14 protein-coding genes are annotated in these 17900 nt (G+C 39.7%); 1 reads left to right on the top strand and 13 read right to left on the bottom strand.

The window, feature by feature from the left end; all coding sequences use genetic code 11:
* Position 1 precedes the first annotated feature (1 nt).
* From Q0993_RS08555 to Q0993_RS08575, 5 genes are all read right to left on the bottom strand, one after another.
* Positions 2 to 1252, bottom strand: a complete 1251-nt coding sequence (locus Q0993_RS08555; RefSeq protein ID WP_299531850.1) for an MBL fold metallo-hydrolase — start codon at positions 1250 to 1252, stop codon at positions 2 to 4.
* Positions 1246 to 3309: a S8 family serine peptidase gene (locus Q0993_RS08560; protein WP_299531852.1), complete on the bottom strand. Its 2064-nt coding sequence runs from the start codon at positions 3307 to 3309 to the stop codon at positions 1246 to 1248. Before Q0993_RS08560 ends, Q0993_RS08555 begins: the two co-directional genes overlap by 7 nt.
* Before the next feature lie 29 nt (positions 3310 to 3338).
* Positions 3339 to 3803, bottom strand: a complete 465-nt coding sequence (locus tag Q0993_RS08565; RefSeq protein WP_299531855.1) for a hypothetical protein — start codon at positions 3801 to 3803, stop codon at positions 3339 to 3341.
* Positions 3804 to 4211: 408 nt separating this feature from the next.
* Positions 4212 to 5243, bottom strand: coding sequence for a GNAT family N-acetyltransferase (locus Q0993_RS08570; RefSeq protein ID WP_299531857.1), 1032 nt, complete (start codon positions 5241 to 5243; stop codon positions 4212 to 4214).
* A 57-nt stretch (positions 5244 to 5300) separates the two neighbouring features.
* Positions 5301 to 6476: a hypothetical protein gene (locus Q0993_RS08575; protein WP_299531859.1), complete on the bottom strand. Its 1176-nt coding sequence runs from the start codon at positions 6474 to 6476 to the stop codon at positions 5301 to 5303.
* A 629-nt stretch (positions 6477 to 7105) separates the two neighbouring features.
* On the opposite strand from Q0993_RS08575, the gene Q0993_RS08580 reads away from it, so the two are divergent.
* The gene (locus tag Q0993_RS08580) at positions 7106 to 7390 is read left to right on the top strand and encodes a DUF2188 domain-containing protein (RefSeq protein WP_299531861.1); all 285 of its coding nucleotides are present in this window, start codon (positions 7106 to 7108) and stop codon (positions 7388 to 7390) included.
* A gap of 32 nt (positions 7391 to 7422) precedes the next feature.
* On the opposite strand, the gene Q0993_RS08585 is transcribed toward Q0993_RS08580, so the two are convergent.
* The 8 genes from Q0993_RS08585 to Q0993_RS08620 form a co-directional block, all read right to left on the bottom strand.
* Positions 7423 to 8595: a Gfo/Idh/MocA family oxidoreductase gene (locus tag Q0993_RS08585; protein ID WP_299531863.1), complete on the bottom strand. Its 1173-nt coding sequence runs from the start codon at positions 8593 to 8595 to the stop codon at positions 7423 to 7425.
* Between the two features lie 545 nt (positions 8596 to 9140).
* The gene (locus Q0993_RS08590) at positions 9141 to 9569 is read right to left on the bottom strand and encodes a hypothetical protein (protein ID WP_299531865.1); all 429 of its coding nucleotides are present in this window, start codon (positions 9567 to 9569) and stop codon (positions 9141 to 9143) included.
* A gap of 558 nt (positions 9570 to 10127) precedes the next feature.
* Positions 10128 to 10883 (bottom strand): glycosyltransferase, encoded by a 756-nt coding sequence (locus Q0993_RS08595; protein WP_299531867.1) that lies wholly within the window; start codon positions 10881 to 10883, stop codon positions 10128 to 10130.
* Positions 10884 to 10948: 65 nt separating this feature from the next.
* Entirely contained in the window at positions 10949 to 13264 is a 2316-nt protein-coding gene (locus Q0993_RS08600) for a tyrosine-protein kinase family protein (RefSeq protein WP_299531869.1), read from the bottom strand.
* Between the two features lie 238 nt (positions 13265 to 13502).
* Positions 13503 to 14468, bottom strand: a complete 966-nt coding sequence (locus tag Q0993_RS08605; protein ID WP_299531871.1) for a hypothetical protein — start codon at positions 14466 to 14468, stop codon at positions 13503 to 13505.
* A 5-nt stretch (positions 14469 to 14473) separates the two neighbouring features.
* A complete protein-coding gene (locus Q0993_RS08610) occupies positions 14474 to 15928 on the bottom strand; it encodes an MBOAT family protein (protein ID WP_299531874.1) in 1455 nt (484 codons plus the stop codon).
* A gap of 156 nt (positions 15929 to 16084) precedes the next feature.
* Entirely contained in the window at positions 16085 to 17137 is a 1053-nt protein-coding gene (locus tag Q0993_RS08615) for a sugar-transfer associated ATP-grasp domain-containing protein (protein ID WP_299531876.1), read from the bottom strand.
* A gap of 27 nt (positions 17138 to 17164) precedes the next feature.
* Positions 17165 to 17887 (bottom strand): WecB/TagA/CpsF family glycosyltransferase, encoded by a 723-nt coding sequence (locus tag Q0993_RS08620; protein WP_299531878.1) that lies wholly within the window; start codon positions 17885 to 17887, stop codon positions 17165 to 17167.
* Positions 17888 to 17900: the final 13 nt, after the last annotated feature.

Here is a 17900-nt window from a genome sequence, read left to right on the forward strand (position 1 = left end):
ACTAAACTTCCAAACTAAATGAACTTCTTCCTTTCGGCATAAAGAAAAAACTCATCTTTCCTCTACTTGACTTAGCCCTTTTTTGTACATAGTCCCTTAGCTTTTTCATATGCCTAGATTCGTCACCTGAAGTGTTACTTTCACTACTGTTAAACCAAAGCTTAAATTTATTGCTTACCTCTTCATTGGGGCTTCTGTTTTTGGCAATCCCTATTCTGGAATCAATGATAGTCTTCACGACTTCTAAGTCTGGATTTTCGTGTGATCCATTGCCACAAAAAACATAATTGTCAGCAGTAATTGATTTGCAAAAAGACAAGTCTATATTATGCTCAGAACCGTGATGTTGAACTTTTAGTAGATTTAAATGTAGGCGTCCATTTCTATCAAGTTTCCTGTTCACTTTTAAACCTTTCAAAATATCCTTTGCATGACCATCCCCAGTAAACAATGCAGTTTTGCCATCTTCTTCTATTAAAAACATTATTGAAGCTAGATTGGGAGTCGAAACTTTACTTCGTATACCTAGTTCACTTAAGCTCATTGCTTCTGTTCTACCTGCATTTCCCAATAGATCAGAATCTTCCTCAGCCTTCCTCCTAAGCCGAGCAATAACACTTCGGCTTTCTCTTAACCATTTGTTCCACTCATGTCTTAACCTATCCAAATCATCTTTGAAAGGACCAATTATAATAATATTGCTTCCACCTATTGCCTGTTTTGCTGAACTCCTATCATAATAAACGAGCTTGCCATTGAACTCTTTATTCAATGGGATATGAAGCTGAGAAGGTCTTAGCCTATTAGAAAGTAGTATCGCTTCTCTTTTGCTGTGAAATAAATTAGAATTTGACATATTTGTCAACGAATGAATAGCCGAAGCTGCGGCTAACATATCTTCGATTCTACCATCATTCTCTAAAACACTATCATTAAATGCATTATGCCAAACTGATAAAACATTAGGAGGTTTGGGAAGGTTGGGTTTCTTAAACCTTCGATTATTCTGTGTCGTTTGGTAATCGTAAACACGCCATTTCATAATATGCTTCATCATCTCAAGTATTCCTTGTATGTGATCCTGGTCAATATGTGATACACATAACAAGTCAAGCGTCTTACCCTCAAGAAATTTGGAAACGTACTTATTATAGGACTTAGCCATTCCCCCATCAATCAGAATCATCTTCTCATCTTTCCCTTGATAAAGCACACAATCGCCCTTGTCAGATTGAAAAACTCTTACTACCATCTTTTAGTAATATCAGTATTCTTGTTTATTTTTTTTGCATGCTCAATACAAGCCTCTACATCTACTACACCATAACCAGAATCGTTGTCCCAATCATAACTCATTCCTGGTAGTGGCCTAGCTGTACATTTAAGAATGCCAATTATTTGAGAAGCTGTTAAGTTTCTTTCTTCCTTAAACATTAAGCCTATTACTCCACATACAAACGGACTGGCCATACTAGTCCCAGTCATTTCAATCCACAAATCATCGTAATCAAATCCATTAGCCGCTTGAACGTTTGTTCCAGGAGCAGCAACCTCTGGTTTAAATCTTTCATCTCTGGTTGGTCCAGGACTACTGGAAGAATTAATTGCATTATTAATTGGATTCAAATTTGCTACGCCTACCACTTCGTTAGCACAAGCGAGTGAACCTATAGAATAGTCATTCACATTGGAAGTATCTGTAAAGTATGAAGGGAAAAACCATTTTGTGCCACCAAAGAAATTTGTTTCTTCATATTGAAAAACGTCATCTCTTTCTATCCACCCATGAAAGCTACCATCTCGAATTTGCCTCCCATATAAGCGTACCTTCCACATTCCATGAGGCACCCCTTTTATATTGTTCCTGTCTTCTAAGTCAGGTGTAAGATAAATCGCTATGTAATTACTACCATTTGACGTATGATAAAGTTCATTATATATACTGACAAAACTTAAGTCGTTTAGTTGAAAATTTTCTATGTATTCTCCTGGTTCAATTGGCCCAATCCACTCTTGACCTGGTGGTTTAAGCGAAATGGCAAATCGATCTTGTGAACTATACCATATTTCCAGTTCATTTTCTGAAATATCTACAATACCGTCTCCCTTAACAATCCATTCGATGTCTTTCTCCAATCCATTCGCAGGTATTCTTCCAGACGTATGAATTCTTCCCATGAAGTGACCTAAATCTTCTACATATTCTGGATTTTCTTGACCTGCATTCCCAGCGGCTACGCAAACACTTCGTCCGGGGATTTTTAGTTCAGAATCAATCCATCTACAAACCGGAGCCGATCCATCGTGAGCATGACCATTAGTACCTAGGCTAATGTTTATTGACACGGGTAATCCCATTTCATCACCGAGGCTCAGCAAATAATCAACTGCATTTGCTAATCTCGTTGAATCATAAAATGATTTCCTTCGATCGAAATCTCTATCAGTTAGATGTATTAAAACACCCGCAAGCAAGGAATTAGGGCAAACTCCCGAATTACCACCTGCTATACTAGCCACATGAGTACCATGAGATCCTGGGATCATTGTAGATTGAGGCTCCAATTCATAAGCTGGAACTTTATATTCATTTGAACTTTCAATTGCGGAATTCATTAGTTCATTTGTAAGCTCCGATCCATATCCAAAGTTTCCTCCTCTTGGAGACTCTCTATGGGTTCCTCCTTGGTCCCAAATGGATATAAATCTGGTATTACCATTTTTATCCAAAAAGTCCGGATGTGAAAAATCAAATCCTTCTACATCAATAATTCCAATTAAGACATTGGACGATCCACTCTGGTCATCAGCCAAAAAAGGAGGGGAAACTTTTAAATTGTTTTTTGTTGGTTTTCGTTTTTTTGGTTTAGGTATCTTCAATGTCTGTCCTAATTCAACATTAAAAATATTGTTGACCTCTTTATCATTTTCTAGTAAAATATCTAAGTCTAGAAGACTTATGTTGGCAATTACTATATTTCCTTTTCGATTTAATTCCCATTTTTCTTTCCTTATTTTATCAACAACCAAAGGATTGTATTCAATGAATACATTTAATTTAATATCTGACCATGAATTATAAATTTCTTTTTTGCTAGCTCCTTTAGATTTTAGTTGTCCACCTGTAATCTCCATTTTTTCGCTTTCAAACTTTTTTTGCGTAAAAATTGGTGATGAATCTAACTTCATTGACTTCCGGATACCTAAAGAACTACTTAGTTCAGCCCGATTTTTATTTACATTTGGCCCTGCATTTGAATACATCCTAATTTTCGCATGACACTTTTTTGATGTTATTGAAGACTTCATAGATTTTTACATGGTATTTATGTAACCGATTATTTGTTTAGTTTAATAACTCCGCTAATCAAACTAAAGGCAACTAGAAAAATTGATCCAACAGCAGCGTTGTAATAATCTGGAATCAATGATGCACCGGTAGTAACATAAGACCATATCACGAAGGCAATAGTAGAAATAAACAAGTGAATTTGTTTTGGTTTTCCTTTTTCTGCTTGGTAGTTGAGATATATTGGGGTTAGCAAAAAGCAGAAAAAGAATATAATCCAGGCTACAGTTGTTTCAGTATTAGAAAGACTCCCCTGTGTGGTTTCATCAATCAACGGCACAAAACCAAACATTGCCAAATATCCCGCTATTACTTCTGCGGGAATCAAACTTGAGACCTTTTCTAGGTAACCTCTTACATTCTGATTGTTGTTTACTTCAGGGTGGTCGCCATCTGCAGTGGCTATTGTAGTTCTTCTTGGACTTGTAACTTTCTCATAATATAATCTGCTCATTTCAAATATTTTAATGTTTACTAAAGAATTATGCCACAAACTGAGGTAGCTGAGCTCAGCCAGAAAGATTTAATTTTGCAATTCTTTGGGGAGGGGAAGTTGAAAAGTATTAAAAAAACATAAGAAGTAATTGCACGAAAACCTTAAAAAAACTGAGGTTTTTCCTCAATTTTGGATGTTTTTTATGTAGAAGTCACCTATTCGGTGAGCATGAATTTCCATGTTGGTGAGAAGCCTTTATTTTGTAAGGTTTTCAAAGACAGGTTCTAGTCCCTCCGGCTCCACTTCAGAAGCCACCTTTAGGGTGGCTTTTTTCGTTTCGCCTTCGGAAGTCGATGGGCCAAAAAGGCCTATCAGTAGTACTGAAAGATAAAGATATGCGAGGTTAATTTAGCTTAAAAGTGTCATTTAATTTTTTAGCCGATATAGGGGGAAATAATTCGAAGTATTGCCATTGATTTGTCCATTTAACATGGTACTGCTAAGTTCTCTGTATGCCTCTTCATCAACAATATATTTCCATATCTTGAATTCTCTAAAATCCTTGGAAAAACCACTCTTAAATCTAAAGAGTGAATCTTCCCTACTGCCCAAACCACCACCAAGATTAAAGTAGGTATATCCCTCATTTGTAACTTTTATCCGCATTTCATCGATAATGAGCTTTATTGGGTTTAATTTAAAGTGGGCCTCACTCAATCCGGACAAATGATATTGAACAATTTTCCCTTTTTTCATAAACATTGAGGCTGCGATGATTTCTTTTGTTTCATTGCATACGCAAAGGGACAATTCCGACTCGTACTCATCACTGGTCAATATTGATTTGTAGTAGTCTTTAGAAAAATAGTAGTCCTCACCGGCATTTACCCGATTCATATTCTGGTGATAGAGGCGAATAAAATCATCCAGATGTTCCTCTATATCTCCTTTAATGACCGTGCAGGACTTACGCGATTTATTAAGGTAGGTTTTTAGCCTTCTATTAAATTTAGCCCTTTGATCTACAATCGTATCGGTTAAGTCGATATTTACCACTTTTCCAAGTGTATTTACGTGACCTAGCCCTTCAAGAATAGTTTCTTGATGTTCCATGTAGGGGTGTAATCTTGAAAAGACGGACACAATATTATGTTCATTAAAAAATGTGTCCAATTCCTTTCCAAATTTTTCTTGATCAAAATTTGAATCTAAATTTATAGTTAAGGGACCTGCATATCCGTAAACGGAAGTTGCATCCTTTAATCCCGTATTTTCAATATCCCGAATCAGCAGGGGTAACAATACCGATGAATTCCCATTTGTATAATTTAAAAGTACGGGATGTTCATTAGTGCTCTTGGAAACTTGATGATAACTATGCGTATAATAAAAATCGGGATTTTCCGCCAAAGACAGTAACTCTTGCCATTTGGTTTTACATGTAATTGCTTCAATCATTTTTTGCGAATTATAATTTTGATTAGGGGAAAATATTTTGAAATTCCGTCTAACAAATTAAATTCTGAACATGGCACCTTTCGGTTGTATGCCCAAGTAAGCCATACCTGCCTGATTAAGCCAATGGGGTTGAATAATTCCATGCTGAAGAACGGCATGAATATCTCTATGTGCCCTTTCTATCCTATTTTCATTGTACAAGGAAACGGTTCCCGCGGCAGCATAAATTTCGGAGACCATACCTCTGGAGATTTCCGCGGCCTGAACCGAAGAAGACCATACATCCGCTAACTGCTCATCAGTATAGCGATTGCCTTTTTTGGATTCTTCCCAGATAACAGCCATGGCGTCATGTAATTGTTTTCTCATTGCCTTATGCAATGCCTTGCTTTTGGCAATAACATTTTGCACACGTTCCCGGTCTCTTAAATCTGGACTATTTCCGGGTGTTATCCTTTCAAAACAGATGTTCACCAAATCGTCCATTGCCGCCTTGAATATGCCTAGTGCGATTGCAGCGTTACCGGCGGAATTATAGCACCCGATCGGTAAACGGCTATAGTCATTGTCTATAGCTACGGGACTTTCGAAGTCTACCGCGTAACTTTCCTTAACAAACCAATCCTTAACTATAACATCATGGCTACCCGTGCCTCGTAATCCCCCAACATGCCAAGTATCCACGATTTCAATAGCCTCTTTGGGTATAAAGAAAAGTTTCAACTTTGCACCGGGCCCAAGGACGGTCGGTAGACCTTCACCCGTAACCAAACAACGCAGTACAAACCAGTCGGACAACTCACAGCCGGAAACCAAAGTCCATCTACCATTTATCCGATAACCATCGGGTACTATTTGAGCTACCCCCTCTGGGCGGGCTGAATTGGCATAAACATGGGATGGATTATTATATACCTCATACATACTTTCCTCATTGAGAAAACGACCAAAGGTACAGGCCAAATGATTGTTCCATACACTCCATCCAGCAGCGGCTTCCCCACTGCTTAGAATCTCATAGGCCTTTAAGACTTCTACCGGATCATCTTCCCAACCCCCTAGAAATTTGGGCAGACCCATCCTAAATAGTCCCGTTTCTTTAAGATGTGCTACAAGTTTAGGAGCTAACTTTCTACTGTTCTCTGTTTCAGAACGATGTGCCAATGCTGTAGTGAACACATCGTTAGCGGCATCCAAAGGGGCAATTGAAGAAATTTCTAGTGATTTACGCATCTTTTTAATACTATATATCCGATTTTAACTATGAGGTCCACCAAAATCAAAACCAAAGAGCAAGATTGATGGCCAAATGTATTGGGGGCCAATATAGTATGAGAAAGGATACTCCATAAGAATTAATCGATAAAGCATCCTTAATTTCCGATAAGATAATTCTGTACTTCAGATAATTTTAACGATTAAAGCTACACGGGTAATCAAGTGCTATAGCAAGATTTATTTATCAATGCCACGAAGTAGGACACATTTTTTAATGATTTTCTGAATTTTTTGGTTCTAAATTTTAATTTTTCGAAAATCAAGACATAACTTTTCCAAATAACAGTAGAGGACGATTACAAGGAGAATCCGTAAGGGTAAGATTTTTCGGTCAGATACCAACGACTAAAAATAAAGCATACGTTTCCAGTAACAATAAAAAAGCGGTGTACATTTTGCAGCAGCAAGCAAAGAATGGCAAAGTGGTCCAAGTACCAAAAAAGTCCAACAGATTTTATTAACGTTGGGACGTCTCCGATGGACAAACCTCCCCCTCGCTACGTGATATACTTTAGCTTTGGAGGACATTTTATGGGTAGAAATTCAGCGAATACCCCTATCTTCGAAACCAACGATACAATTCCATGTCCAAAGGCACCTCTTGGTTACGAACCCTTATAGACCTCATTGAAGTCTTTTTGAATAGCGCGCAACGCAACAAACGCGGCCGAACCTGGCACCAACATGTGGTGCCCTATAAAGAAGGCTGGGCGGTGCGCCGTGAAGGGAACCAACGGATAACAAGTAAACACCGAAAACAGAGTACGGCCATCAATAAGGCCAAAAGGTTGGCTCGAAAATACAAGGCGGATGTCATTATCCACCGCGCTAGCGGAGGGATGCGAGACCGGATTAATTATGGTGAGTAGAAACTAGATTCATTAAAGCCCTATTCCGAAGGTCACAAAGTATTCAGCCGAAACGCCATATCCTGGGCCGTAATGGCCAATTCCGCAGCTAGGAAGCAGTGGTCCTGTGTCATAGCCGTTTCCGTACGTTCCACCACATCGGTGACCAACTGTTCCCCATAAGGCATGTATACCTCACTACAATCAAAATACTTGGTCTCTTTTTGATTGACAAGGAATAAGTGGTTACCGCCTTCACGGCCTGCTACGTCAATATACTTTCGCATTTCAATATACCCTTCGGTGCCTAGGATAAAAGTACGCCCGTCGCCCCAAGTGCCCAGGCCTTCCGGGGTAAACCAGTCTATCCGGATATAACCAGTAGCATGCTTGCTCCGAACGCTCATGTCCCCAAAATCCTGATAATCGGGATAGTCGGGAATATTGAAATTTCCGGTCTGTGCAAAACTAACCTCGGCCTGTTTGGAATTGGTATAGTACAGGAACTGATCACATTGGTGGGAGCCAATATCGCATAATATACCCCCGGCTCGATCTGGTTCAAAAAACCAATCCGGTCTGCTCTTGGGCCGCATACGGTGAGGGCCTAGGCCTATAAGTTGAACCACCTTACCAATGGCCCCATCCTGCACCAGTTTCCCAGCCTGAACCGAAGCGGGATTGGCCAAACGTTCACTGTAGGTAATGGAATAAATACGTTGGGTCTCCTTTTGTACCTGCTTTGCCTCACGCAGCTGCTCCAAAGTGACAATGCCGGGTTTATCCGCCATAAAGTCCTTGCCCGATTTCATAACCCGAATTCCCAACGGGGCACGCTCTACGGGAATGGAGGCACTGGCTACCAATTGTATAGTGGTGTCCTCAATTATTTCATCCTCGCTCTTGGCAATGGTCGCTTGGGGATATCGCTTGGTAAAGCTCTGCAATAAATCCGGCTCCTTGGCATATACGGCCACCAAGGTTCCACCTCCATCCAACAACGAATTGACCATCCCATAGATATGGCCATGATTAAGCCCTATTACCGAGAATCGAATGGTATGTTTTGGCGCGGACCGTTTTTGGAGCTTTATGACAATTTCTTGGAGTTGCGATGCAGTGTGTAAATTCTGCCCAAATAATGAAGTTGGTATCATTGAAGCAGCAGCGATTACCGCCACCGAAGAAACCCCTTTTGTCAAAAAATTGCGTCTGCCAAATTCCATAAGCTTTGTTCGTTTAAGTATTTATATACGGTTCGTTCTAAATTAAGGAATTTCTTTTCGCCTTGGCATCTGAATTTGGCTTTGAAGGTATAGGACAGGACAACTTCATCAGTATACAAAACTACAAATCGAGGTTAACAACTTTAATCAAGACAATAGTCAACATTTTTAGGAGTACGAGACTCATGAATATGTTTGGTCCATTCCGCAGGTGGAAATAACTCTAAATCCAGGTGCAGTTCAAAACCCGGGATACCAAATTTTCCTTCAGGTTTTTTCCATATCCGTAGCTATACTGGTAAGTTTCCCTTCGATGTACAAATTCAAGAGCTTTTTAGCCGGCCGGCTTCACATATAGAGCCATTTCATGTTAGTAGTGAATCGGCTATCACAATGGTATGAGCCGTATACACAATGATATAATTTGGGTTTCCATGGCTAAGGCGATAACAGCTCGGAAGTGGTCATAAGAGATTTAATTTACCCAGGCCGTTTGCAATGAGTGTCCATTTGTAGCACTGCCCAACTTTATATGACTTGAGCATCTATTTTATCATTTTAAAGAGTGGACTGTGCAAATATACTTGCCTCCCATTGTTGCTAATTGCAATAAACAGAACATACCAAGCAATCAAACTTAGTGCAATCATCTCACCCCCGTCTTCAATTAATCCAAAAAAACCTCCCAAGAGATAGGTATCCGAAAAATAGGAATGTATTATGTCTATGAATATTCCAAAAAACAGTAAAACAGTAAGTAGGAGGGTCAAATCCAGAAAGAATTTTCTATAAGTTCTATCTCCTGAGATATAGCAATAGGCAATCAATGGTAAAATTGTTATTCCAGCAATAAATGCGTGGAGCAACTCTCCGTAATTCACAGACTCCAAACCCATAATGGGTTGAATATCCAGATATGTTACCAAGAATTTGCCCGTAGTTTCATGGAGTTTAAAAGCATCGTCCAAAAGCATTACCAGAAAAAGTACAAACCAACAAAAAAGGAATTTTCTCTTTTTTTGAAATATAAGGTACGTTATGATTAATAAGATTATGGCAAATTTTATATATTGAAATATCTCTGGTAAGCCTCCATCATAACCTAAATTTAAAAATTCCACTCTTTTATTGACAAACGGAAGGATTAAGTGCAAAAGAATAAACCCGAAATCTATTATTATCAGAAAAGATAAAAAAAGTTAGTCCATTTGTGGGAAAAATGGTTTAGGTAATTCAAACTAAAACAATTTAGGATTTGAAAATATCAAATAAATACTAGGATAAGAGCATTTTTTCTAAAAAAAATTAATGTTAAAAAAACAAAAATTTAACTTTTAGATAAAATTATTCCCTCTGTACTTTACGGTAGAGTTATCTACGATCTTACTCTGGAAAACTATCTTTATGGAGGCTCAAAGATTTTTTAGTGATTTTGTACTTAATCGATGTTAAATACCTTGATAATCAATTAAGGTGTCAAAACCAACGAGGGCAGAATTAAAACTCAGAAAGCATGTATCAATGCTATCCCCTTAGTTTATGTAAGAAAGCTTTAGTGTTTTTTTACACATTGTCAAAAAACGCTTTTTTAACCCCTTTTCTCTCCAACTACCAGCGCAATGGTGTATTCCCAGGGATACGCCGTTGTTTTTTATTTTTCCCATCTGCATTTTGTTCCTTGGCGTCGGAGGATGATAACTTAATCTGTCTGGGTTGAAGATATCAGGATAATTATTTTGCTTAAAAACTCTAGTCAAAAAGGCTGGACCCGTGGTTTCCTCTTCTAAGGTGGAATACGGTTCATTTTTATTCAGATTCCGATTTCTCCCACTTTTTAGGTCTTCAATAACATCAAGCCAAAATTGATGACTTGGCTCTGAGGCAAAGAAACAATTACCGATACCGTCAAACTTGTCACCATACTTTAGTTGTCTATTATAAGGAAGTACAACTCTATGAGTATCAAAATCAAAAGGATGAAGAACTTCATAGTCCAAATCCAGATACACCCCACCGATTTTAAACATAATTAGATAGCGAAAAGCATCGGCTCGCATCACATTCGTAGGGAAACCCAAATAAGTTTCCAAAAAATCGGGAAATTCTTCTTCTACGAACTTTTGCATGATATCATCTGTCCAAAGTTTATATCCCCAATCCGGATTTAGTTGTTTTACCTTGTCTACATATAATATCCATTCCGATGGGATTTCATCATTTTTCCACGTTTGATGTATTATTTTTGGTATCATTGTTATATCGTTAAATGCCTTTTTCTTGATGGGCATATACAAACGGTTGTTTCCATTGGGAATTACGAGGCCGCCCTGGAATTAAGCTAAATCACCTCCAATCATGACTTCTGCCCATAACCATAGCCATACTGTTTTGAATCTTTGGGACTCACATCATTAAGTACGAAAGCCATATTGGCAAGTTTCCTTTTGTTGTGCAAGTCTTTGGAAAAATTCAAGAGCTTTTTGTCGGTAAAGCCGGCGCGCATTACATAAAGCGTAATATCAGCATATTTTGAAATTAACAGTGTATCGGCCACCAACATCGTAGGGGCTGTATCTACAACCATATAATCGTAAGCTTCCTTGGCGGAAGTGATAAAAGTTTCAAAACCTTCATTGGACAACAATTGCGGAGCGTTGGGGGGAACAGGCCCGCTTAGGCACACTTTGTGATATCTATTATTCTCCAGTCCGGGGTACACAAATTCATTCCAATGTATCCTAGGGTCTTTCAAATAATCCGCCAAACCCTTAGTACTTTTGCCCATACCAAAATAATCATGGAGCGTAGGACTTCGCAAGTCAGCGTCCAGTAGCAGTACCTTCTTGTTTAAACTTGCAAAGGCCACCGATAAGTTATAGGCCAATAGACTCTTGCCTTCACCCTCTATAGATGAGGTCACATAAATGACCCTACCCTGTCCTTTATCGGATTTTGGCAGAAAATAATTCACATTGGTTGCCAAAATCCGAAACGATTCGGCCAGAATAGATCGGTCATGGGCGTTATGGAACTTTTTTATCTTTCTTAAATGGGGAATTTCACCCAATACTGAAATTTCCGATGGGCTATTTTCAATATCCGAACGTTCTACAATCTTGCCGTTCATCGAAAACTTAAGATACAGGAGTCCAAAGGGCAGTAGCAAACCCATAAGCAAGCCAATTGGGTATACGATTCGCTTTTTTGGAGACAAAGGCTCAGTGCTGGTCAAGGCATAGTCGACAACTTTTATGGAAGGCGCGGTAGTGGCATAGTTCATAGCGGCTTCCTCACGCCTTTGCAATAGCAAAAGAAAAAGATTTTCCTTTATACTCTGTTGTCGCTCTATGGCCCTCAAGGTTTTTTCCTTTTCAGGAAGTTGGGAAAACATACTATTGGCCTGGCTCTTTTCGCGATTCAGTTGTCTCAGGGATAACTTCAATTGGGTTTGGTATACATTTAAGGACCTTAGAATATTTACCTTTAGATTCTCCAATTGACCAGACAGCGTAACCAGGGTAGGGTGATTTTCACCTACGGTGGCCACCAATTTTTCTCGTTGTATGGCCATCTCATTGTATTCGGCTACCAAGGAATTAATACCGCTATTTTCCAATCCCACATCAACGGGCAACAAGCCATAGGCCGATTGCCCCACAACCGCATTTTTGAGTAAGGAAGCCAAGGAAATCTGGGTTTCCAGGTTGGTCACTTCATCCTGTGTTATCGCTTTCCGCTGTAAGGAAAAATCAGCATCGGATTCAATATAGGTCAATGCATTGGCCCGCTTAAAACTTTCTTTTCCCACTTCTATGGAATCCAGTTCCCCGGATAGGTAAACGAACCGTTCATCGATAAATTCCAGGGTACGTTTGGAAATCAACTGCCTATCAATAATACCATCTTGGTTAAATTTATTAATCAATTCATTGATTACGGTTTCCGATCTATCAGGGCTCTGCCCTTTTATGGAAAGGGAAAGTACCTCGCTTTTCTTATCGGTAGGGTTCACCTGCAATTTGTTGGACAGATCGAACACCGCATCCTTTATCGATTTTAGGACAATCCTAAATTCTATACCCTCATATTCCATAGGCTGGGCACTTTCCAAAAACGTGATATTGAAGGGAAGTCCTGTCGGTAAAGTATCTTGTTCCGTAAAACCGATAGTAGTCATTTCGCCGTTCCCATCCGTAATTTGAGCCTTAAAGGCATCCATGGTAATATCATAGATCCTAGTCTTTCCTATGCTGTCCTCGGCGATCAGTTTAGTAATGGCAAAAGGGGGGTTCCAAATTTCGGTAGTCTTTATATTCCCTTTGTGGAAATAGGACACATCCAGATGTAGGGCCTCCACCACCTGCCGTAAAATACGGTACGACTTTAGGACCTGTATCTCATTGCCCAAATTGATTCCTGCATTTCCGCTAAGCATGGCCACGGGATCTGGAGTGATATCCATTTCCTTGGCCTCATCAATAATCTTGATCTTGGCGACAGATTCATAAACTATGGGGGCATAGCGCATATAGGCATAAGCTAGACCTAGGCAGACTAAGACCCACATTACGAACCAGGGCCAGTACCGAAGATATTTTTTGGTGAGCTCCCATATATTGACAGATTCCTCTGCCTCGTCATAATCTAAACTGAAGGGTGATTCCGACATCTTTTACAATTCAAAAACTTTGGTAAAAATAGGGAAACAATCTTGAAAAGATAGCCTGCAACCTCTATTTCAAGGTCGATTACCGCACCGTTCATCGATAGTCCTTATTTGCCAAGTGGTTTTCATATCGATGATAGTTTTTGAAAGTGTGGCAAGACTCATCTCCTTTTCAACAAAAATTGATATTCCAACAGACTTGGAGTGTTTTATCTTTGAAGGGACAAAAGCAGTAACGCTTCTAACGGTCGATTTCCCGTTGGAGATAATCTGCTATACTTTCGGCTAACAATTCCCGGCCATAATCGTTCCAATGCATGTCATATATCAAAGTCACGGGGTCCAGAGCCTTTTGAAACGCTTCCGAAAAATCAAGGTACGTTATGCCGTTTTCTTTACAAAAATCTAAAAACTGATTATCGGTAACCCGACTATCCAGCAGCAATACGGTCTTTTGGGTATCCAATCCATAAGTCGCTATCAATTTTTTAAAATTTTCGATACGGTCGGTTACCGAGGTAGCTTCCATTTCGGGAATGGCAACCTCCAGGTTGCCCTTTCCCCTTAAAAAAATAAACCCTTTCCAAATAGCGCTTGCAATATTCTTTATGGGCATCGTCATGCCATAATTGGATCCATACACCCATAGCTTGCAATTTTTTCGTATCCTAAAGGGAAGTGTATTTAGTGTTCGTATCAATTCATAGTTCGCTTCATGCTCATGGGTATCGAAGTCATTTTTGAACTTCATATACAAGATTATCTTATCTATATTCCGGAACTCTTCCTGATATGCATTGACCAGATGCATCTGATAGGCCATGGTTGAACCTGTATAACCATATTCATAGACTTCCAACTCCGGCAGCAACCGTTCAATCTTTTTCCCTAAGGAATTATCAAAATTCTGATGAAACCCCTCGATAAAGGAATCCCCCACCAGGGCCACCTCATACTTGCTTTCGGAAGGATTAAACTGCCGGTAGGAATTAAAACCGGAGTTGTTGATCGAGAAATGGGTGAAATTCTGCCTACGGTTGCCCTTTACGTAATGCCCCGTGCTTCCCGGTACCCGCTTCTCTACGCCAAATTCATCTATCATTTTTGGGGGATCGTCCGCATGCAGATGAAAGGCCCTTACCAACAGCTCCAACGCCATCAGAATCAATCCAAAGTATATTACCGTTTTGAAAATAAACTTTTTCATTCCTGTTAAAATTGAAAATAGATAAACGACCTATTTATACCATCATCATAAAACAACAATATGCCAAAAATAGCCAACACGTAGAGCACAAACCTTACAAAAGGCGATTTAAAATGGAACGGACTGCGTTCATTTTTCCGAATCCGGTATTCATACACCACAAAAAGTAACATCAAAATGTAATAATCCACCATGCGGTAACCGAGGGGATGCGTATACCACTCCATTTGAAAATCGGTAAAAATTCCGCGTATATAGGCAAAGGCATCCGCAAGGTTGGGCGAACGAAAAAAAATACGTGAAAAGGTAACCAAACCAAAGGTCAACAGCACTTGCCCTGTCTCCTTCAAAGAGGGAAGATAGGTGTTCTGTCCAATAACACTATCCATATAAATCCGATTTCGTTTCAATAAAAAAACCGGGATAAATAACAAGGCGTGGAAACCACCCCAAAAAACAAAAGTCCAATTGGAGCCATGCCAAAGTCCACTCACCAAAAAAACGACGAGGATATTGAAAACCGCACGTTGTTTGCTCACCCTGGAACCTCCCAAAGGAATATAGAGGTAGTGTCGAAACCAAGTGGAGAGGGACACATGCCACCGTTGCCAATACTCGGCCACATTCCGTGAGAAATGGGGAAATCGAAAATTGGACATCAGCTCTATCCCGAAAAGCTTGGCCGTACCTATGGCAATATCTGAATAGCCGCTAAAGTCCCCATAAACTTGAAAGCTAAACATCACCACGCCTAAAATAAGTGTGGAGCTCGGATATGTCCCATAATTGGCAAAAATATCATCGACCATAGGTGCCAAGGAATCGGCAATGACCAATTTCTTAAACAATCCCCAAAGAATAAGCTTAAGCCCATCAGCAGCCTGAGTGTATTGAAACTTCCTGGGCCGTTCTATTTGTAGTAATAGATTGGATGCCCGTTCTATGGGCCCGGCTACCAATTGGGGGAAGAAGGAGACAAAAGCAGCAAATGCCACAAAATTGGTCGTTGGTTTTAACCTTCTATAGTAAATATCAAAGGAATAGGACAGCGTTTGAAAGGTATAAAAGGATATCCCCACAGGAAGAATAATACTTAGGGTATACTTGCTTTTTACACTATACCCTAATACCTGAAGGCTATCCACAAGCGAGTCCACAAAAAAATTGTAGTACTTAAAAAATCCTAATAACCCTAGATTTGCAACTACGCTCAACAAGAGCCAGGCCTTGGCTTTTTTACGGTCGTCCAGGTGTACATAAATGCGTTGACCTACTACGAAGTCCACCCCCGTACTGAAAGCGATAAGCCCCAGAAAACGCCAATCCCACCACGCATAGAAGATATAGGAAGCAACTATTAAAAGAAAATTTTGTGCTTTGCGATTAATCTTGGTCACTACCCAATAGCCTAGGAAAACTATGGGTAGAAAAAGGGCAAACTGTACCGAGTTAAAAAGCACTTGGAAACTTTTTTAATCCTAACTAAAATCAACCAAGTTTTGTTTAGGGGAGATTTCCAAAACTTTTTTTGTCAAAGCTGCAAATAAACCCAAATACCCTCGGTTTACCAATAAAAAGAAAGAATTTAAGTAAAAAATATTATGCCTGTTCACTATTCAATTATCCTTCCAAAGCTGTTCCCAACCCAAGTCCGCAAAGCAAGGCCCTTGGGTCGCTTCGGAATACTTGATGTCATTGTGGTATCCATTCCATTCCAAGAGCTGTACCTTCCCCAAATAATCAATGGCCACATCCCAACCGATAATCCTAATATAGGGTGCCTTAAGGTGCAAGTCTTTGCATAATTGTACTGCTTCGCCAAAGTTCGGGATGATCTTACCTTTAAAATTCGTCTTTGTATCAGGATGGCAAAGTGTTGTTGTTCCGTTGGTCAAATGGCCCTCATCAGCAAGTTTGCCCGAAGAAATCTTTATGGGCACCGAAACTGCAGCATTGGCATGAATATGTGTTTCTCCCTGTCTACCCAATTTTAGGTAGGCCGAACGCAAGGAGGGGTTGCCTAAGGGGTCAATAACCGTAGTCAATCTAAAAGTGGCCAAGGCAGAAGATCCAAAATCATCAAAAAAACCATGTTGTTGCACCCGATATTGAAATACCCCATTGCCCAAGCGCCGTATGACCTTTTCCTCAAAAGTGGCTTTATTGAAAAGATAAATCCCCTTACCCTGAAAGGATTGGTCCAATTTGAACACAACTTCTGCGTGATTTTGAAAAAGTATTTCCTTTATTTGAGAAAATGGTACTATCCGTAAATCCTTTGAAAGCCACTGGCCGTTGATAAAATAGGCCGAATCCGGAAATTGCTCGGTCTTAAAAAAAGAATTCGTAAGCATATTATTAAACGACAATTTGCCATAGGCACCTTGTGTTTTAGGCACTACAATTTCCCTATAATAATTATCGGGAATCCAACCTTCCTTAAAGGTTCCCGCAAATGCCGTATAGACGTAAAGCCATGGCGCATAGCGCTCCGTCCCAAAAACGTCCAGGGCATATTCCGAGGCCCTTTTCCTAAGCTGTACGGAAAGTTTGCCTTTTTCCTTTTCAATTTGGCACAGGATTTCATTTGCCTCCCTTTTATGCAAAAAATGGAAACGCCAGGTTTCCGCTTTGCTCATCACCAATTTTAGGGAATGGATTATTTTCATTTTGTACGCCAGATAGGATTTTTAAGGTTATAACAAACCTCTTTTAAAAAGTTTATAGGAGAATACTTCTAAAATGAACTTTGGGGTAGAGACCAAATTGCGCTCCGCCAACCTCTTGGGCTCCTTAAGGAAGCGCGGCAACCATTCCAATCCCAGTTTGATCCAGAAGGGGTGTGACCTTTTTACCGTACCTGCATAAAAATCAAATACGGCCCCTATGCAGCAAACAATGTTAGGGTAAAGCACCGCCCTATTTTGATAAACCCATTTTTCCTGTTTGGGGGCCGTCATGCCCACAAAGAGCACATCGGCTTCGGAGGCCTCAATTTTGGAACACATACTATTACTCTCCTCCAGATTAAATTTGGCTTTATAGGGTGGTGAATAGGTATGGACCTTTACATTAGGATAATCTTTTTTAGCACGATTACGGATCAACGCTAAGGTTTCTTCAGAAGCTCCCAAAAAAAAGCAGGAACCCTTGACCTGATTCAAATATTCCATGATATGTATAAAGATATCATAGCCCGCAATTTTTTGTATTTTTTTCCTTTGCAAGGTTCGAGCTGCCCAAACAATACCGATACCATCCGGAAGTAGAACATCGGAATCCTGCAGGGCCTCTTCAAATTCCCTATCTTTCTTGGAAATACAATAACTATGTGGATTTAAAGTGTTAATAATTATCATTCCTCCATTAGCAGGAAGTTCCGGGTAGTCCTTGGAGATGTTGTACCCTAAAAGTCTCATTTAAATTTTATCT

It is taken from the genome of Ulvibacterium sp. (assembly GCF_028285715.1).
Taxonomy (GTDB): domain Bacteria; phylum Bacteroidota; class Bacteroidia; order Flavobacteriales; family Flavobacteriaceae; genus Ulvibacterium.